The following is a 26312-nucleotide window of genomic DNA, read 5'->3' as shown; positions in this document are numbered from 1 at the left end:
CCTTTGGAACTCAGACCCTGATCCAAAGGAATTCCCCATGTCCAAGCCCTGCTCAACGCTCCCCGATCCTATTGAATCCAAAGCTAACTTCGTCTCTGCCCTCGAGCAGATCGGCACGGAGATCGACCACCAACCCCTGCGCAGCTCAGCGCTCGCACGCATCATGCGAGAGACCTTTCTTGGCAGTGATGCCGGGGGCGCCTGGGACTGGCGGAAGGCCTATGACCTGATGCAGGCGGCGGCTGTGCAGGCGCTGCTACGTGGCGACAACAGTGAGGATGATTACTTCGCCGCAAAACTGCTTGCCTCACGGCTGCTGACGGAAACCCGCCGCTCCGAGCAGCAGATCCGGTTGCAGCAGTTTTCCACGCCACTGCCATTTGCCGCCTTGGCCGTGCGGGCGGCAGCCATTCGCAAGGGCGAGACCGTGCTGGAGCCCTCGGCTGGCACCGGTGCTTTGGCCGGTTTTGCTGCCCGGGCCGGTGCCACGCTTTCTCTCAATGAAATCGACTCCTTTCGCCATAGCCTATTGCGCGCGGTCTTCGGCGGCGAGGCGACGGGCCATGACGGCGAGCATATCGACGATCTGCTGCAGAAGCCGGTTCTACCCGACATCGTGGTGATGAACCCGCCGTTCGCCTCCTCGGTCGATCGCTCCCGCGACAAGCACATCGCCGCCAAACATCTCATTGCGGCTGCAAAGCGTCTCGCGCATGGCGGGCGGCTGGTGGCGATCATGCCGCCGGGATTCACGCCCGAACGCGATGCCGCGCATTGGTCCCGCGCTTGCGGTCTCCTGACGCCGCGCTTGGCCCTCACGATGCCGGGACAGGTTTACCGCAAGCTCGGCACCTCTGTGGAAACCCAGCTGATGGTCTTCGACAAGGTGCAGGAGGACGGAGAGATGATCCGCGCCAGCGTCAGGGACTTGGATGAAGCCCTTCCTTTTGCCGACGCCGTGGCCGCAACCCGGCCCGAGGCGCGCCCCGTACAACAGGCGGCGAAAAACCCTCATGCGCGATCGGTCGGTCCAGTGCCTGTCACGCGCAAGCGACCAGTTGCTAGAGTTGTGGCGTCCAACGTTCAGACCAACGCCGCCATACCGCTCACTTTCACAAGCCTTGAGGCCGCGCGCGACAACACGCCCGTCTCGGATATCTATGAGCGCTATCGCCCTCAGCGGATCGAGATCGCTGGTGCGCAGGAACATCCCACGCCCTTGGTCGAAAGCATCGCCATGGCTTCCGTGGCGCCGCCCGTGCCTTCTGGCGCGGCCAGTGCGGAATTGCGCCTGCCTGCCAGGCTGATCGAGGATGGGCATCTCTCCGAGGCTCAGCTCGAGACCATCATCATGGCCCATGATGCCCATGGGCGTGACCTGCCGGGGCGGTTCACCATCGACGACGACCAGACCAAACTCACCCGTGCCGATGATGACCCGGACGCCAATGCTTATCGCCTTGGCTACTTCCTCGGTGACGGCACGGGCTGCGGCAAGGGGCGCGAATGCGCCGGGCTCATCCTGGTGAACTGGCTCGCTGGACGCAGAAAGGCGATCTGGGTCTCCAAATCCGCCACGCTCATCGAGGACGCGATCCGCGACTGGACCGATCTTGGCGGCTCGCCCGCCGACATCCAGCCGCTCTCAAAATGGAAACCGGATCAGCCCATCCCGATGGGCGATGGTATCCTTTTTGTCACCTACGCCACGCTGCGGTCCGCGGGAAAATGCGGCACCACGCGGCTGAGCCAGATCCTCGACTGGATGGGCGAAGATTTCGACGGCGTCCTCGCTTTTGATGAGGCCCATGCCATGCAGAACGCGGCAGGGTCCGAGCAGGGCAGGGGGGTCAAACCCTCGCAGCAGGGCCTTGCCGGCCTGCGGGTGCAACTGGCCGCGCCTCGCGCCCGGGTCTTCTACATCTCGGCAACGGGCGCCACGAGCGTGCACAACCTCGCCTATGCCGCGCGGCTGGGGCTCTGGGGGCAGGGACCCGAATACCCCTTCCCGAGCCGTGAGAGTTTCGTGTCGGCGATGGAAGCCGGCGGCGTTGCCGCCATGGAAGTGGTCGCGCGTGATCTCAAGACGCTCGGCCTCTACACGGCCCGCGCCCTCAGCTTCGATGGGGTGGAATATGACGTGCTCGAACATGCGCTGACTCCTGCCCAGATCGAGATCTACGACGCCTATGCGGGTGCCTTCCGCACCATCCGCCATAACCTCGAAGCAGCGCTGACCGCGACCGGTGTCAACGATGCCTCTGGCGAGACCAATGCCTCGGCCGCACGCGCCTCGGCCAAGTCCCGGTTTGAAAGCACCAAGCAGCGCTTCTTCAACCATCTCCTGATGGGCATGAAAGCCCCGACCATCATCCGTGCCATCGAGGATGACCTCGCGGCGGGCAACGCCTGCGTCATCCAGGTGGTCTCGACGGGCGAGAGCCTGCTGAAACGCCGGCTTGAGACGGTGGATTCCGACGACGAGCTCGTCGAGGGTGCCTTGGCGCCGCGCGACTATGTTCTGGGCTACCTCGAACAGGCATTCCCGATCCACGCGCAAAAGCTCGTGGAGATCGACGGCAACATGGTCGCGGAACCCTTGCGAGACGAGGCCGGCGCGCTGGTCGTCTCGCGCGAAGCGCTCGCTTTACGTGACGCGGCCATGATGGAGTTGATGACGCTCGCCCCGATCCCTTCGGCGCTCGATCAGATCCTCTGGGCCTTTGGCGACGAGGCCGTGGCGGAAGTCACGGGGCGGTCCATCCGGCCCCTCAAGGCCGCGGATGGTCATCTCTTCATCGAGAAACGCAGTGCCAGCAGCAATTCCTCCGAGACCCAAGCCTTCATGGACGGCGAGAAAGATATACTGATCTTTTCCGATGCAGGTGGCACGGGCCGGTCCTATCATGCGGCGCAAACGGCGAAGAACCAGAAACGGCGGCGGCACTATCTACTGGAGCCCGGCTGGCGCGCGGACGCGGCCATCCAGGGGCTGGGGCGCACGCATCGCTCGGCGCAGGTCAGCGCGCCCTTTTTCCGGGTCTGCACCTCGGATGTGCATGGCGAGAAGCGCTTCACCTCGACGATCGCGAAACGCCTCGATCAGCTTGGGGCCCTGACCAAGGGTCAGCGCGAGACCGGCTCGCAAGGCATGTTCCGGGAGGAGGACAATCTCGAAAGCCCGATCGCGCGGGCGGCGCTGCGTGGGTATTTCGCCGATCTTGCCGCCGGGCGCGCTGAGGCGATGAGCTACGAGAGCTTCACCGACTGGACGGCCCTGCGGCTGATCGACAAGGACGGGGTGCTCCTTGAGGAGCTTCCACCGATCCAGCGGTTTCTCAACCGGGTGCTTGCCCTCCCCATCCACATGCAGAACGCGCTTTTTGCGGAGTTCATGGCGAGAATATCCGATCAGACCGAACGGGCGCGCGCGGCTGGCACGCTGGATCTCGGCGTGGAAACCCTGCGTGGTGAAAAAATCGAACAGGTCTCCACCGAGGATCTCTGGACCTGCCCGAAATCCGGCGCGGTCACGCGGATCATCGGACTTGAGGTGACGGACCCGGTCCACGTGCTGTCGGCAGATGACGCCCTCTCGCGCAATCCCGACAAGCTGCCGATGGTCAATCGCGCCTCCGGTCGCGCGGCGCTCATCTCGGCGCGGCCCATGCAGATGTATGACGAGGATATCGTCACGCTGATGCGCAAGGCCGTGCGGCCCAACGGGTCCCCACCATTCTTCTTGAGGAGGATCGCATGACACTCGAAGACATCAAGGCGGCCGTCGATGCCGGTCAGACCGTGCACTGGGCCAATACCGGCTACGTTGTCCACAGGGACAGGCTCGGTCAGTACCTCATCACCTATCTGCCGAACGGCAGCTCCATCGGTCTGACCGACCAGGGCGGGCAAAGGTTGAACGGGGAAGAGGCGGAGTTCTTCATCGCGCGATCGGAGGACGGCGCGGAAAATCCGGGCAGCCAATCAAGACCAGACGGGCGGGGGAGGGGCGCAGCACCCGGAGGCGCGGTGGCACTCCCACTCGGAGGCCAGCCCTGACCCGCGGGCAGGGCAGAAAGGAAAGCAGGCTTTTTGATTTGTGGTCCCTCAAGGGGTCGAGAAAGCAATCCCGGATGCGCTGGCAAGGACGTCAGGCGCCGGCCAATCCAAGAAGGAACTATCCCATGTTCGCAGGAACCCTGAACCGCTATGTCGAGACCGCAACCGCCGAGTACACCGGCATGATTCATTCAACGCGCTTTGACATTGCCATCCAGCTCGAGGCACGGGCCAAGATGTCCGCGCGCAGCCCGGATTACGACGTGACGGCGGTCAACAAGTCTGGCCGCAAGGTGCGCATCGGTACGGCCTGGAACGAGACTGGCACGACCAGCGGCAATCCCTACATCTCGATGCAGATCGATGTCGGTTTGGGCCCGTTCCGCGTCAATGCCGTGCAGACGAAGGAAGCGCGCGCGGCCCAGAGCGGCGAATTCGAGATCATCCCGCTGGTCTCGAACGGCCTGATGAAATCCGGCTCGATCTCGGGCGAGCTCACCGCCATGGACGCTGACAACGCCTTCACCGGCTACATCGCCAATATGATGTTCGATCTGGAGTTCATGCTGATCGAGAACAGCTACAAGTCCGAGGAGACCCACCCAGACTACCGCATCGAGGTCAGCTCGCCCCGGGGCACGCCGATCCGCGTTGGCTCGGCGTGGATGGCCAAGAGCAGCCGCACGGGCAATGACTACCTTTCGCTGCTGATCAACACGCCCGATGGTGATCTGCGCGTGAACGCCGTGCAGAACGAAGAGCAGCGCGGCGGTCAGACCTTCTCGATCATCCCGTTCATCGATAGCGGTGAGCCGTCGCACGATGCGGGCGCGGGGCTGTCGCTGGTCGCGTGACCTTGGTACGAGGCTTGAACATCTGAACTGCAAGGGGAGCCGTGGGTTCACGGTTCCCCTTTTGCTGTGCTTGCTTCAATAGAGCGATCGAACTGCCACTTCATATGGCGTTCCGGTGTAGATGAGACTGCTAGATCGGAAGTGCCGCGCGGAGTTTCGATTAAAGTCAGACTTGTACAACTGCTTGAGCGGCAATCAATGCGTCAACAGCAACTTGAACCTCGGCGTAGAGCTCGGTGTCCAACTCTGCTGCGTCGATTTCCACAATCAGTGCGTAGCGTACGGAAGGCAAACTCTCAGCGAGAAGCTTTTTCGACTTCCACCAACCGGTGACTGGGTGAACAGCCAGCAAGTTGCGCCGCGCCAGATCTGAAGCCCTGCATGTCAGCTGATCTATATGGAGCGACCCGACATGGCGCCGATTGCTACCGAAGTCCCAAAGATCATCTTCGTCGCTTGCAGGACCATCGGGCTGTTCGGCCGCCTTGCTGATCCGGGCCAGAAATTGGGCTTCGTTCTCGCCAGCGCGATTGAGTTGGAAACGTAAGTTGTGGGACGCATAGCGATACCGAACGCCGCGCGAGGCTTCGGACGGGTTCGGAGCGATAAAGCTACTGAGTGCCACCCGCAAGGTCACATCGGCATTGCCGAGCGCGCGCAAAGCCTCAACGGGCCAGGGAAGGGCGAACAGCTTCATTTCATTGTGGACATCACCGCCGGTCTTCTCTGAAATCCCGTACGGCGTAATCGTATCTTCCACGATGAGGGTCAGCGCGTTCGACGCGCTGCGGCGGGCACGCGCCATGTCCGGCACACCATACCCATAGCGCTGAAAAAGGGGCGTGAAGTGACCCTTGTTTGGCTGGGCCGGCAGATGCGCACGCATCTGCTGCGTCCACCGCGCTGACGACACGTAGAGACCACGCACTGTCTCGGGCCAAAGCGTCGGATAGTCCGACCAGAGTTCCGTTACATCCTTCGCGGCAAGCGCGGTCGCCGCGCTGGTATCGAAGGTGAATGTGAAGGATCGGACTGGGTAATTGTGGTGAGTCGAAAGCAGCGATAACCATCCATGCCGCATTGGCGGTGGCATGGCACTTAGCGCCCAGTTTCCACCCTCAAGGACGACGTCCGGCTTGTTCGGCCAATGGGACGACCACGATGCAGTTCTCGAAGCTGGCGATAGATCGCCGAATGGTGCAAGCGCCTGGGCCGGCTCTCCGTCTGGCAGTACGGTCTTCTCTGTAAAGGCCCCAACAGACAGAACATTCCATGCCTGGGCCGGCGACTCGATTTCGTTGTCTTCGTGATCGCATCGGTCCAGGTAGTTTCCGGCACCAAAGGTGAAGTTGTCGGTATTCCCTGCGGAGACAAGCACCAAGCGTTGTTGTTTCACCTCACCTGAAACACCGGCGGCGAGCTGATCGACCTCCGTCGACCATGACGTCGGCGCGCCGTCATGCGGGGTGTCCTCACCCGTCGTCGTGGTCATGGTGAAGGTCCGGCGCCGGGGGCCGACCTGTTCTACTGTATTGATCGCCTGCCTGGTAACCGCGCCGAGGAGATGATGCGGGTTCATCCCTGCATCAGGCAGCAGCTTCACGGATTCCAGACGGTTCACGACAGAAACCGGATTCGCCTGGTGCAGTTTCGGCGTCAGGTCTCCAAAGAGCGCCAGTCCTCCCATCTGCGTGCCATGGCCCTTCACATCCTCCAGCCCCCAGGCCGGGTTGGCGGCATGTCGGTCATCCACGCTGAGCGCCGGCTGAATGAGAGGATGCGCGCGACTGACACCGGTATCCAAAAGCGTGACGTAGCTAGGATCGGGATTGTCAGTGTAGGTCGTACGACCCGCGAGTTCGTCGACCCACTGCTCCTGTTCTGCCACCGGCAAGCCGTCGAAGAAATCCGCTGTGATGGTGGGAGCAGCAAGGGCGCGCACGCCGCCTAGTCGGCGGACGGCTTGGGCGAGCTGATTGCGATCGGCCTCTACGATCACAACGATATCTTCGGGAAACTCCAGCCGATCTGCTCCCACGGTAACGCCATAGTTTGGTGCGGCCGCGACGAAACCTTCGGTCATTTGAGGCTCGAGCCAAACCTCCCAGACGGTCGCAACATCCGCTGCTGGAAATTTGCCTGAAGGGCTGCGCCAGAGGGCACGCAATCCCGCTTCCGTGATGGCAGCGACGCTCTGCACTAGATCCGCGTTCTTCGGACGGCCTGGGATGAATTCACCATCCTTTTCCCGGTCGGGTGTGTCTTCCGTCCGAAACTGCTCGACCTTCTTGCGCAGCTTTTCAATACCCTTGGCTGTCGCAAACACCGTCGCGCGCTCTTCGGTGCCACCGGGATCAGGGGTCTCGGCGACGCGAAGGAGAGTCAGGCCACTAGCGTCGAGGCTGCCTTTCTTCAGGCGCTCGTCGATACGCGAGCGTACTTCCAGATAGACGCCGGGAAGTTCGGCTGCTGGAATATCTGGCAGCGCGTCGATGGCCTGAAGCAATGCTTGGGCGTGCGCCGCGCGATTGGGGACATCACTTGGTCTTTTGGACCCGCCCCCGCCCTTTGCTTGGAACGGGCGAGGTTGTCCGAGATTGCGAAGGTGGAAGTGCCGAAGGTCTCGTGCCATTGTCATCGGTCCCTAGTTCTTGGAGCGACCGTCGGCGTTCGAGGGCATCAAGCAAATCCTGTGTCGCAATCTTGTCGGTATCATTCAGAACAGCACGTCGAGCGGCATCTTCCGCCGCTGCCACAACATCGGCCGTTGAGAGGCCTGTGGCAACGTCTATAACCCGTTTCCATCCCATGCGAGCGAGTGAGAAGCCGATCAAACGGCGTTCGAGCGCCTGCCGAATGGCAGGGCCATCGGGCATGACATATGGCAAAACAAGATCAAAGCGGCGCAGCACAGCGCGGTCAAGAATTCCCGGCAGGTTTGTAGTGGCAATGACGATCGAAGGCCCGGTATCCTCATCCAGGAATTGCAGGAACGAGTTCAGAACCCGCCGGGCCTCACCGACATCGTTCTCACCGCCCCGGGCCGCGGCCAAAGCGTCGATTTCGTCGAAGAGATAGATACCGCGCGTCGTCTTGACGGCATCGAATATCATCTTCAGCTTCTGCGCTGTTTCACCCATGAATTTTGTGATCAGTCCGTGGAGCATGACCGAAAAGAGAGGGTACTGCAGCTCACCGGCAAGCGCTGAAGCACTCAGGGTCTTGCCGGTTCCGGGAGGACCGGAGAGGAGAACGCGCCGCCGTGGCTTCAACCCTTTCGCCTCGAGCTTTTCGCGCATTCGTGTCTCTACAACGAGATGCGCGAGTTCGCTCTCAATCCTGTCTGGCAAGATGACATCGACGAGGCGCTCGGTCGGATAGGACGCGGCAAGGAACTCCGCCAGATCACCGCGGGGTGTTGCGATAGGAGTGATCGCAGGGGTTCGCTTCGAAGGCGGCTTCTGTCCCGCTTCGGCCCATTGTCGCAACTGTTCAGCCAGACGGGTATGTCCCTTCTGCTCTTCAGCCGCAGAGAGTTGCATCGCCAGATCGTAAAAACGATCAGCGTCCCCTTCTGCGTGGCTCTTGACGAGACCGATGAGTTGTTGGGCGGAAGCCAAGGTCGAGTTGCTCTTTCTGAATGATCATTTTCAATGATACTAAGGTCTTTTCTACATTCGAACCCCTCAGCAGACCAGACAATTTGCGCTGTTTGGAAGCAGAGTGTGTCGGTTTTGTGCTCTCGAGCATCGACTTGGATGCTTGCCTTGCGGCCTCCCCCGCTCGGCTTCGCGTGTCGCAGGGGAGAACGGCCCTTCGGTCCGTCGCGCATTCGGCCATGCGGCCTCACCGCGGCGTTGCACCTAGGCCCCCGGTTTGCCCGCCTCGCGAGCACGTCCCTCCCCAGCCGCTCCGCCGGATTGCGCTCTGGTCTGTTTTGCTTGAGAGCAAAACGATCCCGCCACTCCATCCGTCTCCCGCGTCCGGTCGGGCCGTTTGCCTGCTCGGGTCGGGCAAACCTACCGTCAAAACACACACACATGAGTGCGGAAGCATATCCTCCGGATGGCCCCCAAATCAGCCCGCGTCAAGGATCGCAAAACTTTTCGGCGAGGGCGGTACATATGGCTTGGGGCGATCCCGTGCGTGAGCGCGGGCCTGTGTCGGGTGCTGCGCTCGGAAAACTTTTGCGCCCGGCAAGCCGGCGGCTGCGCCGTCCCTGACCCGGGCAGATTCGGAAACCAGGCATTCTGCCATGCCCCCACACTCACGTGGAGGCCTTGGAACCGAACACTGGAGATAAGAACATGGCTTACGACACCGCAAACACCTACGAGACCATCGAGCTTTTCGGGCTGACCGAGAAGGACGCACAGCTGCCGATCCCGGAGGATCACGTCCTGACCGACCACATCATCCGCGAAAGCTTCGAGGCATTGCTCGGTCCGCTGCGCGGGACCGGCCTTGAGGCGGAAATCGAACCGCTGGCCCATGGGCTCGCAACGATCCTGCAGCGGCGCAAGGTGGCGCTCGGCAAGGAGGTCGACCGCACCGCTGACAAGATCGGCGCGCTCGCAAAATCCCACGATGGATCCGAGATCGCCGAGACCGCGCTCGAAGAGGCGCAGTCGCGCTTTCTGCAGCTGCGCGATATCGTCGGCGCAATCGAGGTGATGAGCGAGGCCGCAGCGGAATGCTACGAGGTCGAGACGGGCCACGCCTTCATCCCGGCAGCCGGATCGCGCGCAAGCACCCGGGCGCAAGAGACCGGGGCGGTCTTCGAGGCGCGGCAGCTCCTGGAGCAGCACGACCGCGAGACTGCCGAGAAATCCAAAGTCGAGGGGGTGCCCCTGATCGTCTCAGGCGCCACCGACTGGACCGATGTCGATGTGATCTTCAATACGCTCGACAAGGTTCGCGAGCGGATCAAGCAGAACCGCAATCAGGAGATATTCCTCTGCCACAAGGGTGGCAAGCACGGGGCGGAGATGATTGCGGCGCGGTGGGCCCGGGCACGGGGTATCGCGCAGGCGCGCTTCGATCCGCGCTGGTCCGCTCACGGACGGGCGGCACCGTTCAAATGCAACGACGAAATGCTGGACGACAAGTTCGCGGCGACGGGGGTTGTGCTCTTCGGCGGCAACGGGGTCGCGCTGAACCTCGGGCAGAAAGCGGAAGCGAAAGGCCTGACGGTCATGCGGGTTGCTGACCCGGCGAAGAAGACTGCGCAAGATTGAAGAGAGGGGGTCGCGCTTGGCGCGGCCCTTTCGTCATGTCTCATGGCGCGTGCGATCGGTCACACTTGATCGGCAGCTCACGGCGTCCAGCACCGTCATCCTTCTACCCAGCCCGTCAGAGTTCGGCCCATCCGCATCGGTACGGGCAGCGGGATGGTGCGCACCTCGCACATCGTCAGCAGCGCAAGACCGAGGGGTCGAGACGTCGCACATGAGGCTGAAGACCTGCACAACCCTCGGGGGGTGTCTCGGAACATCGCATCCACGCGGGCGGGCTCCATCAGCACCCCGGCCAGGTTCGGCAGGACGTGGACGCGGATGATGGCGACTGCGTGATGGCAATGGGCATCCGGGTCACTCCTTTTTGCTATGCATGTGGATCGCACGGGGTCGGCCCGTTCGTGCCCTCAGTTCACGCTTCGGCAAGCACAAATACGGCTTCCACGACGGGGCCGCGGACCCTCCGCATTTGCGCTTGCGACCGGTCCTCTTGCCCCCGTGCTGGGTGATCCTCATCGCAATAAGGAGTAACCCAAATGACCAACCACTACGTCGCCACCGTTCCCGTCAAGTTCACCGATACCGATGGCCAGGAGCGCACCCGTTTTCAGCGCGTGGGTGCGATGTTCCGCAACACCCGCAACGGGGATGGCTCGGAGTTCTTCAGCCTCAAGCTCGACTTCCCGGTCGCGGTCTCGGAGCTGGTGATGTTCCTGCCGAGCGCAAAGGATCCCCAGGACTAAATCCTCTGGCGAGGATGGGCCGCCCCAGGACGATCTTGGGGCGGCCCGATCCCTGTTCCAGGGATGCCGTGTCCGGCGGTCAGTTCGCCCGAGGTGACCTCCTCTTGGTGCCGGTCGCTGCGCGCGCAACGGACGATCGCCGCTCGGAATGATCCGGCCGCGACAGACCGGCCAGTCAGCCTCAAGGGGGCCATCCACAAAAACCTGTCGGCCAGGGCCTCCCGGTTTTTGCGGCAGAGATTTGGCGGAGCCAAATCTGGCCCTCCTTGACCCTGCCTGTCCGCCCTGTCGGTGGGGTTTGCGCCCGCCCGCGGTTCCGTCCGAACACATGCGTGTTCGGTCAGACCCTCGGGCGGTGTTGGGGAAGGGGACCCAATGGACAGGTGGGTCGCCCGGTGGTGAGGGCAGCAGAGCCGCGTCCCTGCGGGCCGCGGCGTGAAGCGGACACCAAGGCTGCCTGAGCCTGAATGCAACGTAAGTATATAATTGATAGATCGATATATTATCGTATGGTAGGGGCAGCCTTGGTGGAAGGTGGCAGGAAATAGGGGGTCTTTCTTCCGCATGTCCCGAACAAAACGCCTGACAGAGACCGAGAAGATGCAGATTGTCCGCGAGGCCGCGGAAGGTGTGTCGACGTCTGAGCTGGCCGAGCGCTTCGAGGTCACATCGCGGGCCGTGCGCTATGTCCTCAAAGCTGATGCCGAGCGCCAGGCGGATGCCGCGATCCCGGTTTCCGCGGTCAGCGTGAAGGTCACGGCTGCGGAGCTTGCAGCCTTGGATGCGGTGTTGGCGAAGGCGGGGATCGAGAGCCGGGCCGAGGGGCTGCGGCGGCTCATTCAGGCGGCGGGCGGGGTGTTCGTTCCGGACGCGCAGATGGCAGCAGAGATGGCGCGATACAGGTCCTCTTTGCATGAGGTTGGCAATGGGGTCGCACAGATCGCCAAGCAGATGACGCGGGCCAATCGGATGGGGCAGGGGGCTGATGGTGGCACGCGTGCCGAATTTTCCGAATTGCGCCTTGCGCAGATGCGCGGGTTGGCGCGGTTCATCCTCGATTCCGCCGACGAGATCGATCTGCTCCTGCGGCGTCGGCGCGACGCGATGCAGCTCGAGGCCAGTGCCGCGCTAAGGGAGTTTGCCCATGCGGCTGAATGATGCGGTTGACGCTGTCACAGGCGAGGTCTTCCGGGACGGCTGGAGCCGGATCCGGGGCTCGATGCAGGGGCTGCATGTCGCCAAGCAGAGCCAGCTTGTGCGCGCGGCTGCAGGGCACCGGCCAGCGGTCTTCAAGGCGATCCGGGGCGGCGGCACGCATACGAAATCGCAGCTCGCAAACCAGCTTGATTATCTGACCACAAAGTCCACCCATATCGTGGACTCGAGTGGGTTCCTGGATGGCAAGGCAAAGCTTGAGGCAAAGGACATCAAGGATCTGACCGAGCGCTTTGCCAAGCGGTGGGATGCAGGCTTCAAACCCAAGCTTGGCCAGACCACGCACATGCTCATGTCCTTCCCCATCGGCACGCGGGGCGAGGATGTGCGTGACATCGCGACGGATGTGGCCGAGCGGTTCTTCCAGAGTGACGCGGGGCATTTCGACTACATCATCGCGGTGCATGAAGACCGCGATCACCCGCATGCGCATCTGGTGCTGAACCGCCGCTCGCAAGAAGGCGAGTTCTTTTTCCTCGGGCGCAACCATCGCTTCAACTATGACGATTTCCGCCTTGCCATGGTCGAGGAGGCGGAGAAGTACGGCGTGCGGCTGGAAGCGACGCGCCGGGTGGATCGCGGGGTTGTGCATTACCCGGCCCGTACCAGCGAAGTTTATGCCGCGAAGGAAGAGGGTCGCGCACCCCGCGAGCGGGAACGCGTGGGGCAGGACCTGACGCGGACGCTGGCGGAGATCGCCAATACCAGAACTGTCTACCACTCGCTTGCTGCGGAGGCTTCGCGCGAGGCCCGCGAGGATATTGCCGCAGCCCTCTTCCGCGCGGGCGAGGTGCTGGCGCATGGCGGGCAGGTGGACCGAACAGGAGATGTGTATATGGCCGAGGATCAAAGTTTTGAGGATTTGAGAAGCCTCTATGCGGAGAAGCTCGCGCGGGTGCAGGGCATGATTGCCGAGAAACCCGATGCGGAACGTCCCGTGCTGGAAAAACGCCTCATCGAGATCCAGGCGCAGGTCCAGCACATGCAGCCTCTGGGTCTGCGCTCCAGCACGTTGTCAGAGACTCCTTCGGAAGGTGGGGTCTATTCTGAGGCCAATATCCAGGTGAGCCAGTTGGAGCGCCTCACCGAGCCGCGCCTCCGGTCGCGGATCGACGCGGCCCTGCGCGGCACCGGGATCAGCACATCGGAAGTTGTGGCCCGGATCGAGACCGGCGCCCCGAATGCTGCGCTCGAGCATCAATGGATCGCAGATGATCTTTCCAAGGTGGCTGAGGCGCGTGACCTGAACCTCGAACGCCGCGCTGATCTGGAACAGGCGCGCGACATTCTCAACGATGTGCATGTCGCGCTCGGCACGCTCTTGGAGCGGGAGAACGTGCTGCGCCGGGATGGTGTCGTGGAGGAGAAAGCGGTCAGCGAGCGGTTCCATTATCACGAGGACGCGGTCCGGGCGATGGAAGGGACAATCCGTCAGGAGATGCGTGCCGAGGGTTTGACAGCGCAGCAGATCGAGGACCGGGACTGGGAGGTTGTCTCGCGGGCGGAGCGCCGGATCGAGACCGAGCAGCGCGCGTATCTCGAGGCACATCCGGACCTGCTCGCACGGCCGGGCGATGTGATCGACCGGTCCGAGCCCTACAGGGAGACCATCACCGATGCGGCCCACGCCAGCGAGATCACTCGCGAGGTCGACCGGATCATGGAGGGACGCGATCTCCGCACGCCCGTTGCAGATGCGGTCGCGGATGACTTGCGCGCGCGCTATCCGGACATGCCGTCCCATCTCGCCCGTGGGCTCAGCGCGACCTATGCGGCCGTCGTCGAGATACGGGACACGGAGGCCATCAATCAGGTCCGCCGCGAAACCGAGATGCGCGACGATCTTGGGGTTGGCACGCGTGACGAACGTCTAGCAGCCCGCGATGAAATGGCGCCGGAGTCTGACCGTGCCGACCGCCTTGCAGAGGAGATTGCGCGTGTTCTGGACCATGAGCGGGCGGGGGAGTTGTCCGCGCCCTTCGAGACCGAGGCGGAGCGGGACGCCTTCCGCGAGGAGATCGCGCGGGTGCTGGATGAACGTCAATTGGGCCGCCTCACATCCGGCGATGCCGATGCGCTGGACAAGGTTCTCGAGGACCGTCTCGACCGGCTCTATGTCGCCAAGGTCTACCTGCAATCCGATGCCGCGACGGCCAACACGGAGGCCTTGCGCCAGGTGGTCGATGATCTTGCCGACACCGAATACGAACGGCATCGCGCGACAGACGTGGATGGCGAGACCGAGCGGGGCCAGGTCCATTGAGCGCCGCCATGGGAAAAGCGCGTATCGCCACAGGCGTCCTGTTGGTGACGCTGGTGACCGCCGCCATGGGCTATACCATCGCCTCGGCGGTGCTGACCTACCAGGATCTCGGCTTCGGGGCCGAGATCGACTTTGCCTATATCGCGCAGAACTACATGGCGATCCGCGATCGCCGCCCCGAAGATGCCCAGCTCATCCACCTGATCATCGGCAGCTTCGCCGCCGCCGGCCTGATGCTGAGCCTCGCTCTCTCGGGATCGGCCCTTACACGATTTGGCCAGACCCATTGGCAGTCTGCGCGCGAGATGAAGGCCAATGGTTTTTTCGGGGCGCCCGGGACCGGGTTCATCCTCGGCAAGCTCGGTTCTCCAAAATCCAGCGCGAAATACATTTGCTCGAAAGTCTTCCCGCACGCGCTGATCGTGGCCCCCACCGGGCGCGGCAAGACCACGGGCTTCGTCATTCCAAACTTGCTGACCTGGCAAGGCTCCGCCGTGACGCTCGATGTGAAGGGGGAATGTTTCGAGGCTACTGCCCGGCACCGCGCCGCCCAAGGTGACAAGGTTTACCGCTTTGCCCCCACCGATTGGGAGGGCAAGCGCACGCATCGCTACAACCCGCTCCTGCGCATCTTTGAGCTGAAAGATCCCGCGCGCCAGCAGATGGAACTGCAGCTTCTGGCGACGCTCTTCCTGCAAAGCGACAATGACCGGGTGCAGGGCCTCCTCAAGGGCGGGATTGATCTCTTCGTGGCGGCAGGCCTGTTGGCGTTCCAGCGCAAGCGTCCGACTCTCGGCGAAATCTACCGCATCGCGGCCTCGGGCGGGAACAAGCAGAAGGAATATTTCGCGCGGGGGCACGAGGTGGATAACAGGGCCGCCAAGCTGATCTTCACGCGGCTGGCCTCGACCAACAATGACACGCTAACCTCGTATGTCTCGCTCCTGATGACCTCGGGGCTCGATCAATGGCAGAACTCAGCCATCGATGAGGCGACGGCGGTCTCGGATTTTGATTTCCGCACGATCCGAAAGAAACCCTTCTCGGTCTATCTCGTGGTCCAGCCGCTGATGTTGAAGCCGCTCGCGCCGCTGATCCGGCTCTTCTTCTCCGATCTCCTCTCGGCCATGCAGGAAAAGGACCCCGGCCCGGATGAGCCCTGGCCCGTGATGATCATGCTTGATGAGTTCAATCGTTTGGGCAAGATGCCGATCGTGGTCGAAAGCATCGAGACACTGCGCACCTATCGCGGCCATCTGGCCGTGGTCACCCAGACAATCCCCGCCCTCGATGAAATCTATGGCGAGAACACCCGCCGTGCGCTGCAGGGCAACGCGGGCGTGAAGCTCTACCTGACGCCCTCGGATGAAAAGACCGTCGAAGAGCTGAGCAAGGCGGTCGGTAAGACCACGAAAACCGTGGTCACGCGGTCCCAATCCATCGGCAAGAACCCCTTCGAGGGCCGCAGCCAATCCACACGGACCGAGGAAAGTTCTCTATTGCCAGAAGATGAAGCGCGACGCCTACCGCTCGACGAGATCGTCATGGTGATCGATGCCCAGATGCCGGTCCGCGCGAAGCGGATCCAATATTTTGACGATCGGCTGTTTAAGGCGATCCACGCCGCACAGACGGGGGAGCTGCCGTTTCCGGAGACAGGGGGAGGGGGATCGCAAGGCACACTGCCGCTGAGCGTGCGCGCGATGCCGATGACACCGCCACCGGACGGGTCAAGCGGACCCGAGGCCGATGTTGAGGCCGCACTCCAGGTTGCTGATGGCCAATCTTCAGGGCCAACCGATGTCGCCCCAAAGAAGACTGCGCCTGTCGTTCGAACCGTCGTCGCCGAGGAGCAGCGACAGATGGAGATGGATTTTGGGGGCCAGGTCGCGGAGACCGAGGCAGCGGGTGTGGATGATGAGGCGCAGATGCGCTCTGCCGTTGATGGCTTGGACGACATGGAAGCGATGCTGCAAGAGGGGGATGGCGGCGCAAAGCTGGTTGCTCGATAGGGTGGCGGGCGCGTTCAGGAAGTTTGCAGCCGCATATTTAGGTCTGTCGTGTCGCATTCGCTCAGTGTTCTAAGCACAGCGACAGAATTTTTTCGGCATAGACCTGAGACGCGTGTTCTACAGAGCTCTTCGTCACCAAAAATACCCACATCAAAAGCCCAATAATTGCGGCACCGCAAAGTAGTGCCCCGAGAACGAACGCAGTCGACCCGATCTCGAGATCATATAAGAAATATGCACTTCCAAGAGCCACCGTGGTGGTGATTGCAATGCCCAATGGTTTCAACCCGAGCAAATTGCGCGCGAACCCATACGCAATGTTCTCATTCAACAGAAGGCTTGCTTCTGATTGCGGACGGGTGTGCTCAAGCAACCAACGTACTGCTAGCAAGCGGTCATCCTGAGCATTCTTTGGGTCCTGGTTCTCATCAACTAAACTCGGCAAGATAATCTTGCTATGTTTCTCAATGTATGAGCGACACCTCGTCTTCATGTTCTTGGGTAAACGATCATCGGAAAGGGAAAGCAAAGACGCAGTATGCAGACGTCCAACTCGGCTGCCCATTTTGCGCTCAATATTTTGACCAGACTTACGAGCCAACCGCGTCAACGCGAACAGGACCCCGCAAGTGACGACAAATGCAGCTATGGCACCCAATTGGGTCCAAACAGCTGGAAACCAAACAAAGACAAAAAGGAGCGCGGGCAACAGCGTCAAAAGCGCCGGATTGAGTCGGGCAATCCTATCGTAGCGGTCCATACCGAACATCTTATCCATCTGCATGAACCCTTCGCTGAATATTAGGCATTTTCGTCTCCTCCGAGTTCGGAGGACAAGCCCACCGCCTCTGCGATAAGCTGACGGTACCCAGTTGGGGTTCTGATAATCATCAGAACGGGAAACAACTGTCCAATCGCAAGCTTGGCCGCTGTACTGAAATCAGTTGCAGAGGGACCAGTGGACGCAAGGTGATTGTGCCACGTTCCTAACGCGTAGAGAGTGTTTCCCGAGGACTTGGATAATTGTGCGAGCTGATCACTCAAACCTTCGGTACCCAGAATAAACTCCGTTTCAGAAAATCTGCTATCGGGCGGAGCTGGAATCGTATCTACAACTTGAAAGACGTTACCGATGGCCGAGAAGCGCCCGACCAAAACACCGCCGGTTTCAGATCCCGGTTTGCGCGCAATTTCAGCGTCAATTTCTATCGTAACCCGGCGGGCAAGCCGCGTTTCAAGCGCGCCCATCTTGGGTCCTTTTACGATGGTATAGGGTTCAACGTTATGGCTTTCCCAATTCTGGGAAAGACCATCGGCCTGCAGGTGCCCAATGTTGAATTGCCCACTTTCATCTACATACCTCCCGGAAAGCACGTCGCTTGTCAGCTTCGCGAGCGGAGCCGCCATCATAGAAAGCCGAGCGTCTGACGCGATCATCGAAAAGCTCGAGCACCCTTGACCAATGATGATCTCGTCAGCGCTTTGGCCCATCACTTTAGATCGGAGTGCGTCGTCGCTCCGTAAATGGTGATAAAACTCGGTCATCAGGTCGCTGCTACTTGGGTTGGCGCTCTGGCCTGACACCGAGAAGAAACCAATGTCACTATCACCCATTAGGCTTGCTTCCATCACCCGTGGTGTCTTGCCCTTCGCCCAATCTGTATAGCTCAGGGTTTCCCGCAAAACCGCAGAGGCGGTAGTGTTCAATATTGCTTTGGATTTTTCGAGATTCAGCTTTCTGCGAAGCTCTTTGGTACGCAGCACGGTGTTGGCATCAATCCGATACCCATCCGTCTCCTGCGCAAGTTTGCTGACGTCATGCGCAAATTCCCCAGCCTTGGAAGAGTAGAACATCGAATCCAAATCAGCAGAATACGGCAAGCAGGAATGTCGCGCGTAGTTGTGCGGTTCCATGGTGTCGTTGTCTATGACCGATATCGGGGCACGGCCGGACCGCGCGAGATGCATCGCAATTTTCGAACCTAAGCTTCCACAACCTAGCATGGACCATGAAAGCCATTGCGAGCTGGGATCACCATGCGAGGTTCTTCTTAAGACATCGATCGAGATCGAATCTCTGTGGCCCGCCAAACGGACAATCGCACTTGATGTCGGCTTGAGATCATCCACAGATTGGAATTCGATCACATATGGGCAGATTTCAAGAGGTGAGGCCTGGCCAATGAGATTGAACGGTCGGCGGGCGATCAAAATGACCGTGACTGGCAACGCCTTTTTGATGGTATAGCCGTCGAGCTTCGAACGCAGCCACTTCATCCTCTCTGCCAGCATTTTGCCGCAGCCGTAGAGTTCAGCACGTTCGTATAGCTCTGCAACGTTGCCTACTGTCTCTGGAAGATAGCGGTCACAGATGATTGGCTTACCGTTTGGATGCTTGCCGGGCCAAACAATCAGTCCGAGGCTAAACCCCGTCCATTCGTCCTCATCTTTCGGGACCTGTCCAAGGGATTTCAGTGTCTTTTCATCAATTTTAACCTGCTCATCGCCCTTTAGACAGATTCGATAGTAGGGGTCGGACTGACCCATCTGCGCAAAAACCCAAGTACGGTGCCAAGTCCCGCCGGATCTACGTTTAACTACACTCCGGATCTGCGAGGCATCTCCAACAATGAGGTCGTTCAAGTGGTCACGTCGAACAAATTCCCAGCCATGTTTTGGATCATTCAGTTTCAGCATCGCTGCTCGATCGAGCCAGTCCAGAAGTTGCTGGAGGAGCGCAAGAATACCTCCCCCGGACTGAATTAGCTCACGTGGAGATCCGAAAACGAGGCAGGGTTCGGGCGCTGAACCGGCTGCACTTGGCTGTAAGTGAGGATGGGACCGATCAAAGTCGTCCCGTAAACTCGGGCGCGGTGCAAACAGAGGGTAGGAGGCGGGAAACGACAGTTTGACGGGTTCGACACGTCGTACTCCCGACGGGCTTTCGCCTCGAAACCGAGATGGAAGTTCCGATTTGATTTGCAGTGTCACGTCCACCGGACTTTCGTCATCGGCCCGCGACGCAATATCTATTCCAATGACTTGAGGGTGCTTGTCCAGTGTGCGAATTGCACGGGCAATGGCAACGGGAACAGCCAGAAGATCATCGACGGTTACCATGAAACTGACTCATGCCTTGTCTGACCTACAACCATGAGCATGTGCCTCGACTCCAAGAGCGGACGACGAAGAGATAGCGGCCGCCATTTTTAAGGAGGCAACTTTTGGACCATGTTCGGTGATCTCCATCTTTAGCGGCTTGTCACCTTTTTCGTCCTCTAAACACCGGAATTCCCCATTGATATCTGCTTTGCTCAGAATGTCTTCATATTCATCCTTTGCACGGACACAGGGCGGGTCGTTGTCGTCGTCGACAATAGTCTTACTGCTCGCAAGGATTATTGCACCACCGTTTGCTTGCGAAAGAGCTGACCGCGCATCATCAGAAACTACTGCATCTTTTCCCTTTTTGGACCAGCTGTCGTGCGACAGTGACCGCCAAGAACAATGATGGGGCGCGATCAAGACATCATATGCAAGAACCTCGGGAGTTTCAGAGTATTCCGCCCAAATTTTCTCCCAAATCGCCACTTCGGCGTCACCACCAAACAGGTACTGGGCAGCGTTTTCTGTATCATCTTTCGCAAGCGTAAACTGAGTGATGACACTAGAGTTATTTTTGCTGAGCAACTCCTCTTCATCTTCATCGTCCGTGACCGGCAGGGGAGCCAGCAAGATCGCCTTGAAGCTGTCATCTGCCACACCGCAAATTTCGGAAAATGTCTCGCCCGTCTTGATCAGAATGTCGGCCAAATCATCCGTCTTACCGTCCGCATCCTCGCTCAGGATCAAAATTCGGCTACCGTCTTCGATATTTTCGTCCTGGCGGAACATTTCAATGCGCCGACGCGCTTCTGTCGCCCAAGCCTTTGCGTCAGCGCAAAGCTTGTTGGTACTGCTGGCACGTCTAAAAACAATTGGGGAAGACCACATCTCGCGAATTACGATCTTGTCGTCTTCGGGCGACCAATCCTCAATTTTGCCGAGATGAAAATGGTTCTGCAGTCCAGAGCAGTGATCCATGTCCGGATGCGTCAGCAAGAATGCATCGACAAACAGACGTCCGTCGCTGTCACGGTCGAGCGCTTTGCGAAGCTGTGCTCCAACATCAGGCACATCCTCATCTTTGCCATCAGCAGCGGCACTAATATTTATGTCTACGAGAATATAACGGCCACTCTGTGTTTTGATCAGGCTCATGTCACCATTGGCGACTTTGAAATGCGAAGTTTCGACGCTCATCAGTACTGCTCCTTAGCTTGGAAAACCTGAGTGACGCGCCTCCCACCGAATCGAACAAGTTTACGCTTTGTTCTCAACATAGTTGATCGGGGATAACCTTTCAACAACATGTTGTGTCCTGCAATAGGCAGCGCCAAAATTCTAGTAATGACTATGGTCTGCTTTAAAAACCTGCGCCGCTGCGTTGATGGGATGCGCAGATGTCCACTTCGTTTCGGGCCATCACCGCTTGCCAAGGCGTCCCAACCTTGAAAGCTGTGCCAGCATCCGGGCTCCTGTGCCGGTCCCGTCACCGGGAGGAGTTACCGTTGGCCCACCAGCTGTATTGGGTCGGCTTGGCAACGCTTGCACGCCAAAGAATTGCCGCGCGCGCAGAGCTGCGTACTCCGCGCCAGTCGCACCTCCGATGGCGTATCGGTTGTAGACTTGCTGGCTTCCTGCAAGCCCTCGGGCAAAGGCATAGCTACCGCCGAATCCAGCTGAGAGCGCTGGCATCATGATGTTTCCAGAAATCGCCCGAACCAGGAATGGCGTTGCTATGATGAACCCCTTTGCCATCAGCACCATCATGAAGAATGGAATGAGCGCGCCGATGTTGGAGGCGCCTTCCGGGTCGCCCAGCTCGGCAAGAAGCGCACGCGAGACCCCCGTGATCGTCGCGAACACACCGGCAACGACGATGGGGTACATCGCAAAGGAAATTAGCGCCGAAAGCCAGCGCGCGAAATAATCCTTGGTCACTTCAAAAAGGGTCAGGAAGATCATGATCGGTGCAATCCCGATCAGCAGAGCGATCATGAGCCTGGACGCAACGACGATAAACGCCGCCAAGCCGCCGAGGATCGAGAGTAACAAAACCCCAAGGGTGTCCAACAGGGCACCGGCCATCCAGTTCAGTTCAGACCCCGCAGCATTCAAATACTCCCCGAGCGCCGCGATCAGGTCATCAAACTCCTCTGCAAAGGTGCCGGATGGGCCGGGCGACCCGCCGCCGACAGAGGCCACGAGCGATCCGGCAATGCTGTCGATCCCGTTCAGAATCGCCGCAGCAAGGATGTTGAACTGTACCCAGTTGGTTGCAAATGCGCCTACCAGTCCGATCTTCACAGCGAGCCAAAAGGCCGTGCGCCCGTCCATGGCGCGGTACTGGTAGATCGTGTTGATGAAAACCAGAATGACAACGAGTGTGGTGCCGAGTACGAGCATCGTTCCGACTGTTGCGGCGACCGCACCGAATTGCGTCTCGGCAGCGGTATTGAGATAGCCCTCAGCCGTTTCCACGAAGTAGGTGACGACACTCATAGAACCCTACCAATTCCCGGCGGCTTCGCAGATTGTCATGGCTTCGCGTCGAATCTCATTTGCCTGCTGTCGGTATTCTGACGTCGCTTCCACGATGTCCCAGTATTCGGATGCGGCGTAATGCTCGACGAAGACGCCTTCCGCTTCCTCCCAAGATGGATACCGCGTTGGACATTCACAGCTTTGGGCTTCAACGATGCGTTGCATGCTCTGAGCACGATAGATTTGTTGAATCAGGAGCCGCTTGTGGGACTCGCGTATGTCGATGTCTTGCATCCACTGTGGCTCCGGGGGTTGGTCGGGACAGACATCTGGCTGGTTATCGAGCGTTGGGATCAGGTTCCGTTCAGCGACGCCGGCGGTTGCACAGAGAACAACGAGCAGGCTTGCATTCGCAAGGATCCGCATCATTCTGAAGCCGCCTTCGTCGCCAAAGATTCTCGCTTCAAGAAGGTGGTATAGCCGTAGTCACCGGCTTCAGCTGTGATGACTTCCCACCCCTCAGCGACGCGCTCATTCAAGGCGCTTCTCATCGCGTCGTAGTCCTTTCGTTTCTTCACCTGGAAGAACAGGATGTCATATTCAAAGGTCTTCATTGGGAAGCTCCAATCTCATTGATGCCGGGGAGATAGAATTCGGTGATGCCGCGTTTGCCGTCGTGTCGACCGGCCTGGATGATCACATCGATGGAGTTCTCGATGTACTGGATCATGTCGGTATAGGTCATCGGGATCTCGGTCTTGAGCGCCGCGATAGCCAGGCGCTGCACAGCAAGTTGCGGCGTTTCGGCGTGTAGCGTGGTCATGGACCCGCCATGGCCGGTGTTGATGGCTTCAAGGAAGGTCATGGCCTCTTTGCCGCGCACCTCGCCCAGGATGATCCGGTCGGGTCGCATACGCAGCGTCGCGGTGAGCAAGACATCGGCGGTCTGGAACTCCGCGTCGCGATTGGCGATGAGGGTTACGGTATTCGGTTGGGTCGGCAGAAGCTCGGCGGCTTCCTCGATGGTAACGATGCGTTCTTCTGCAGGCACATGAGAGAGGATCTTCCGCGCGGCGACGGTCTTGCCGGTGGAGGTGCCGCCCGAGACGATCATGTTCAGCTTGTTTTCGACGCAGAAGGCCAGCGCATCGTCGATGACGCCAGCGGCCACGACCTCTCGCAGTTCGCGGGTTTTCTCGAGGCGGAGTTCTTCAAGCTTGCGTTCTTTGCCGTAGAGGAAATCAAGCGCGATCCCATCGAGCGGCAAGCTTGAGAAGAACCGAAGGCTGATCGACATGGCCGAGAGCACGGCAGGTGGGGTGATAACTTGAGCCCGGATCGGTCGCCCCTTGTAGGTGATCGAGACCGAGACGATCGGGCGGTCCTTGCTCATCGTGGTGTTGGCGGAAGAGGCGATCTGGTTGCCGAGATCTTTGACCTCTGTTGCGGTCAGCTTCTGGTCCAGCTTTCGCATGAAGTGATCGCCCTGGAATTCGCCCCAGCAGGTGCCATCGGGATTGATGCAAATCTCGATGACATCGTCGCGGGCGGCGGCGTCGATCCGATCAAGCGAGGTCTGGAGATAGCTCAGCGACATGGGCTCAGAATATCTCCAGATCGCGGTCGACCATCACCGTGACGCGCGCGCCCTGGTCGACATAGATGACGGGGCCAATGGAGAGGTAATCGCCGATGACGCTGTCTGTCGCATCTGCCAGATCATCGCCCACGTCTTCGAGCACATCTGCGGTGGTCTCATCCTGCACGTTTGCCGCGGCGGCGCTTGGCGCGGCGGAGATCAGAGAAATCAGCGCTGCCGAACCAAAGCGCTCATCAAACCGGGTGTCGACAAAGCCGGTCACGCCGGAGCGGCCCAATTCGTCACCCCCGAAAGAGCTGATCTGGATGGTCTGGTTGTCAGGCAGGATGATCCGGTCCCAGGCAATCGTGACGCGGCGCTGCGCGATATCGATGCCAGAGCGATAGCGCCCGATCAGTCGAGACCCACGCGGGATCAGGAGACGAGAGCCGTCGAAGCTGAACACATCTTCGGACACGACGGCCCGGGTCTGGCCGGGCAGGGAACTGTCTAGGGCGGTTTCCATGACGGCCTGGATCATCGTGCCTTGGATGATGGTGTTGGACGGGTTTGCGATGACCTCTGCTTGCGTCACCGAAGTGGGCAGCGCGCCGTTCAGCACGAAATCCGTCACTTCGCCAAAGGTGCGCTCGGTCAGCGCGGTTTCATTTGCGCCTGAGGTGCCGCCAAAGGCGATGGTGGGCGAGCTGATGCGGCGCTCTTGAAACGCGCGCTCCTCGGCTGCGCGGCGTTCGAGTTCCGCCAACCGTCGTGCTTCCTCCTCGCGGCGGAGCCGTTCTTCCTCCCGCGCGCGCAATTCGTCCTCGGTGGGCCCGATGGGTGCGGGAAGGGGGCGGTTGGCCTCAAGCTGTGCGAGTTCGAGGTCCATGCGGAGTTGCTCCAGTTCGCGATCGCGCGCCGTGAGCTCATCGCGAAACTGCTGCTGCGCGGCTTCTGACGCCGCTTGCAGCGCCGCGATCTGGGCCGTCAGCGCATCGATCGCTTCGGCGGCAGCGGTATCTTCTTCGACCACCGGTTCGGGCGCGTTGCGCAATTCCTCGATCTGCGCCTGCAGGGCGGCGAGTTGCGCCAAGAGCTCGGCGTTCGGTTCCACCGGTTCCGGTGCGACCAGTACCACTTCGGGCTCCGGTGGCGGAAGGGTTTCGATGGCACCAAACCCGTCGCCTTCGTTTTGGAACACGTCCGGCGTGGCCGTAGGCAGAGCTTCTTCCTCCTCGGGTTGGGACAGGAGATAGAGCAATGCACCGCCCGCGCCGATCACGAGGACAACGACCAAAGCAAGCATTGGCGAGCGCCGTGGGGCAGGGGGTGAGCTCGCGCCTTTGCCTTGCTCGAGGGCGGCGAGACGTTTCTCGAGGTCCGCGTTTCCTGTGTCGCTCATGATCCCACCCCCGCAGGTGGTGTGGCCTCTATACAGACCACCTCTTCCCCGATTCGCAGCACCCATTGCCTGTTCACCCCGGAAACCCGGATCACGCTATCCTCGGTGGCCTGTGTGTTGACTGTCCGCTCGCGGCCATTGGCATAACGGAAGATCGCGGGCACCGGCGCGTTCCGCGGGAATTCGAAATACGTGAAGGTCCCGTCATCCCAGACGCGGGTCGGGGTGAATTCGGTGCGCGCGCTGGCCCCGTAATTGTAATTCGGGGCCTGGGCCGCGATGGCACGCGTGGGCCGTACATTGTCCTCGGGGTAGCGGAACTGGACCACGTAGAAGGTCGGGCTGCGGGTCTCCTGGACGTTGAAGTAGTAGCTGCGGCGGTTGGTATAGACGGTCACATTGGTATGGACGCCGCGCGCGACAGGCTTGATCGCGAAGGCCTGGCCACCCGGCACGCCATCGATCTCGAAGCCTTCCGTGTCCCCCGCGATGATCGAGCGGATGCTTTCGCCCGCGCCAAACTCGACGGTGGTGACATGGGTGAGCGACACGCTGAGGCGATAAACCTGACCTTCTTGATAGGTGGCCAAGCGCACGCGGTTGTCATTGGGGCCGCCACGCGGGATGGCTTCGGCGAAGGCGAGGCCTGGCATCAGCACAAGCACAATTGTTACAAGGGCCTTCTTAAACAAACTAGTTCTCCAATCTGTCGGAGCGGATGGAATATTCGAGGACCGTGAAACCGAAGGGGTTGGTCCAGACCTCGTCGATGGAGCGGCGGGTTTCGGGGCGGAACTCGAAGAGAAGCGTGGCGGTGAAAAGCCCTGTCTGAACGCCATTGATGGAGGTCAGGCGCTTGCGCAGGCGCACGGTGGCGCGGTTGTTGCCGATGCGATTGATGCTGAGGATTTCCACGTCGAGCCGGGCATTGGGGCCATAAACTGTCGGCGGGTAGTTCTCGTTGGCGCTGTTCCAGATCTGGCGCAATCCGCTCTCGGCCGCCCCGTCCGAGCGACGCAGAACACTACGGATGCGCAGATCGTTGTCGAGCTGGTTATAGACCTCTCGGTCGGTCACATAGCGGAAGACCTCCGCTTCGATGATGGCCTGGTTGGCTGTGACCGACGTCGCGCCCACCGAAGCCTCGGGCAGGGCAAAACCGGTGGCGGGATCATAGGGCACGACCACAGGCGGCGGATCGACATCGAGAATTGCGACAGCCGCCGCACTCAGGCATCCGAGAATGCCGAAGACGAGCCCGATGAGCCCAAGGCGCTGCCAGAGCCGTTCACGGCGCAGGGCACCATAGACCAGCTCTTCTTCGATGATTTCCTGTTCACTCGCCACGCGTCACACCTCACG

The 26312-nt window shown here is 60.3% G+C and carries 20 protein-coding genes; 8 read left to right on the top strand and 12 right to left on the bottom strand.

From position 1 onward, the window contains the following. The first annotated feature begins 37 nt into the window (after positions 1-37). The 3 genes from SM764_RS15585 (at position 38) to SM764_RS15575 (ending at position 4913) form a co-directional block, all read left to right on the top strand. Complete coding sequence (locus SM764_RS15585) at positions 38-3760, top strand: strawberry notch-like NTP hydrolase domain-containing protein (protein ID WP_369002199.1); 3723 nt, start codon at positions 38-40, stop codon at positions 3758-3760. Further along, positions 3757-4059 carry a hypothetical protein gene (locus tag SM764_RS15580; protein WP_369002198.1) on the top strand — a complete coding sequence of 101 codons (303 nt, stop codon included), beginning with the start codon at positions 3757-3759 and terminating at the stop codon, positions 4057-4059. The genes SM764_RS15585 and SM764_RS15580 overlap by 4 nt, the downstream gene beginning before the upstream one ends. Before the next feature lie 125 nt (positions 4060-4184). Then, a complete protein-coding gene (locus tag SM764_RS15575) occupies positions 4185-4913 on the top strand; it encodes a DUF736 family protein (RefSeq protein ID WP_369002197.1) in 729 nt (242 codons plus the stop codon). A gap of 166 nt (positions 4914-5079) precedes the next feature. On the opposite strand, the gene SM764_RS15570 is transcribed toward SM764_RS15575, so the two are convergent. Together SM764_RS15570 and SM764_RS15565 are read right to left on the bottom strand one after the other, a co-directional pair. After that, a complete protein-coding gene (locus tag SM764_RS15570; protein ID WP_369002196.1) occupies positions 5080-7545 on the bottom strand; it encodes a S8 family peptidase in 2466 nt (821 codons plus the stop codon). Then, complete coding sequence (locus tag SM764_RS15565) at positions 7451-8533, bottom strand: AAA family ATPase (protein WP_081536350.1); 1083 nt, start codon at positions 8531-8533, stop codon at positions 7451-7453. Before SM764_RS15565 ends, SM764_RS15570 begins: the two co-directional genes overlap by 95 nt. 687 nt (positions 8534-9220) lie before the next feature. Here SM764_RS15565 and SM764_RS15560 point away from each other — a divergent pair. The 5 genes from SM764_RS15560 (at position 9221) to SM764_RS15540 (ending at position 16383) form a co-directional block, all read left to right on the top strand. Continuing rightward, on the top strand, positions 9221-10150 hold the full coding sequence (locus SM764_RS15560; RefSeq protein WP_369002195.1) for a DUF2493 domain-containing protein: 930 nt from the start codon (positions 9221-9223) through the stop codon (positions 10148-10150). Between the two features lie 536 nt (positions 10151-10686). After that, positions 10687-10893 (top strand): hypothetical protein, encoded by a 207-nt coding sequence (locus SM764_RS15555; protein WP_064260176.1) that lies wholly within the window; start codon positions 10687-10689, stop codon positions 10891-10893. 564 nt (positions 10894-11457) lie between these two features. After that, positions 11458-12051, top strand: a complete 594-nt coding sequence (locus SM764_RS15550; protein ID WP_369002194.1) for a transposase — start codon at positions 11458-11460, stop codon at positions 12049-12051. Then, positions 12038-14371 carry a relaxase/mobilization nuclease domain-containing protein gene (locus SM764_RS15545; protein ID WP_369002193.1) on the top strand — a complete coding sequence of 778 codons (2334 nt, stop codon included), beginning with the start codon at positions 12038-12040 and terminating at the stop codon, positions 14369-14371. Before SM764_RS15550 ends, SM764_RS15545 begins: the two co-directional genes overlap by 14 nt. Positions 14372-14379: 8 nt before the next feature. After that, positions 14380-16383 carry a type IV secretory system conjugative DNA transfer family protein gene (locus SM764_RS15540; RefSeq protein ID WP_369002192.1) on the top strand — a complete coding sequence of 668 codons (2004 nt, stop codon included), beginning with the start codon at positions 14380-14382 and terminating at the stop codon, positions 16381-16383. 61 nt (positions 16384-16444) lie between these two features. Here the strand turns inward: SM764_RS15540 and SM764_RS15535 are convergent, their stop codons facing one another. From SM764_RS15535 to SM764_RS15490, 10 genes are all read right to left on the bottom strand, one after another. Then, entirely contained in the window at positions 16445-17161 is a 717-nt protein-coding gene (locus SM764_RS15535; RefSeq protein WP_369002191.1) for a hypothetical protein, read from the bottom strand. A 23-nt stretch (positions 17162-17184) separates the two neighbouring features. Further along, a complete protein-coding gene (cap2-3, locus tag SM764_RS15530) occupies positions 17185-19503 on the bottom strand; it encodes an anti-phage 6A-MBL system cap2_3 protein (protein ID WP_369002190.1) in 2319 nt (772 codons plus the stop codon). Positions 19504-19512: 9 nt separating this feature from the next. Continuing rightward, positions 19513-20685, bottom strand: coding sequence for an anti-phage 6A-MBL system MBL-fold protein (mblB, locus tag SM764_RS15525; RefSeq protein ID WP_274830652.1), 1173 nt, complete (start codon positions 20683-20685; stop codon positions 19513-19515). Between the two features lie 222 nt (positions 20686-20907). Further along, the gene (locus SM764_RS15520; RefSeq protein ID WP_274830651.1) at positions 20908-21987 is read right to left on the bottom strand and encodes a TrbL/VirB6 family protein; all 1080 of its coding nucleotides are present in this window, start codon (positions 21985-21987) and stop codon (positions 20908-20910) included. A 6-nt stretch (positions 21988-21993) separates the two neighbouring features. Further along, entirely contained in the window at positions 21994-22263 is a 270-nt protein-coding gene (locus tag SM764_RS15515; RefSeq protein ID WP_274838980.1) for a hypothetical protein, read from the bottom strand. Positions 22264-22394: 131 nt separating this feature from the next. Beyond that, positions 22395-22583, bottom strand: a complete 189-nt coding sequence (locus tag SM764_RS15510; RefSeq protein ID WP_274830649.1) for a hypothetical protein — start codon at positions 22581-22583, stop codon at positions 22395-22397. After that, entirely contained in the window at positions 22580-23566 is a 987-nt protein-coding gene (locus tag SM764_RS15505) for an ATPase, T2SS/T4P/T4SS family (protein WP_274830648.1), read from the bottom strand. Before SM764_RS15505 ends, SM764_RS15510 begins: the two co-directional genes overlap by 4 nt. 4 nt (positions 23567-23570) lie before the next feature. Continuing rightward, the gene (locus SM764_RS15500; protein ID WP_274830647.1) at positions 23571-24950 is read right to left on the bottom strand and encodes a TraB/TrbI/VirB10 family type IV secretion system protein; all 1380 of its coding nucleotides are present in this window, start codon (positions 24948-24950) and stop codon (positions 23571-23573) included. After that, positions 24947-25603 (bottom strand): TrbG/VirB9 family P-type conjugative transfer protein, encoded by a 657-nt coding sequence (locus tag SM764_RS15495; protein WP_274830686.1) that lies wholly within the window; start codon positions 25601-25603, stop codon positions 24947-24949. The genes SM764_RS15500 and SM764_RS15495 overlap by 4 nt, the downstream gene beginning before the upstream one ends. Before the next feature lie 40 nt (positions 25604-25643). Next, positions 25644-26297 carry a VirB8 family type IV secretion system protein gene (locus tag SM764_RS15490; protein ID WP_274830646.1) on the bottom strand — a complete coding sequence of 218 codons (654 nt, stop codon included), beginning with the start codon at positions 26295-26297 and terminating at the stop codon, positions 25644-25646. Between the last annotated feature and the right edge of the window lie 15 nt (positions 26298-26312).

It is taken from the genome of Pseudophaeobacter sp. 1A16562 (genome assembly GCF_041008785.1).
GTDB lineage: Bacteria > Pseudomonadota > Alphaproteobacteria > Rhodobacterales > Rhodobacteraceae > Phycobacter > Phycobacter gallaeciensis_A.
Note: the sequence above shows the minus strand (reverse complement) of the source record. Positions and strands in the feature narration are given on the sequence as shown.